The organism is Alkalihalophilus lindianensis, from assembly GCF_032843265.1.
In the GTDB taxonomy this organism is placed as follows: Bacteria; Bacillota; Bacilli; order Bacillales; family Bacillaceae_D; genus Alkalihalophilus; species Alkalihalophilus lindianensis.
In genome coordinates this window covers 1-271 of record NZ_JAWJBA010000332.1, presented here as the reverse complement: position 1 = coordinate 271, position 271 = coordinate 1, and the positions used below count along the sequence as shown (strand labels likewise).

1 protein-coding gene is annotated in these 271 nt (G+C 33.2%); it reads right to left on the bottom strand.

All coding sequences use genetic code 11. From position 1 onward, the window contains the following. Nucleotides 1-271, bottom strand: a 271-nt coding sequence (locus RYX56_RS22460; RefSeq protein WP_317124135.1) for a cation diffusion facilitator family transporter, incomplete at both ends; no start/stop codon positions are given.

Here is a 271-nt window from a genome sequence, read left to right as displayed (position 1 = left end):
TGATACTGTTTTATTTTAACTGGATCAAACCCATCAGAAAGTTCATGAGAAGCTTGTTTAAAAATATCCCAAGCTGTTTTACATATTAATAAACCTACAATAATAGCTGTTACTGTATCAAGCCAAGGCGTATTTAATTGTGAACCGAAAATACCCACTGCAGTTCCTATACTTACCCAAGCATCTGAAATGTTATCTTTAGCAGCTGCCATAACGGATTTGCTGTTAATTTTAATCACAAGCTTTTTATTGTAGCGATAGACAAAATACA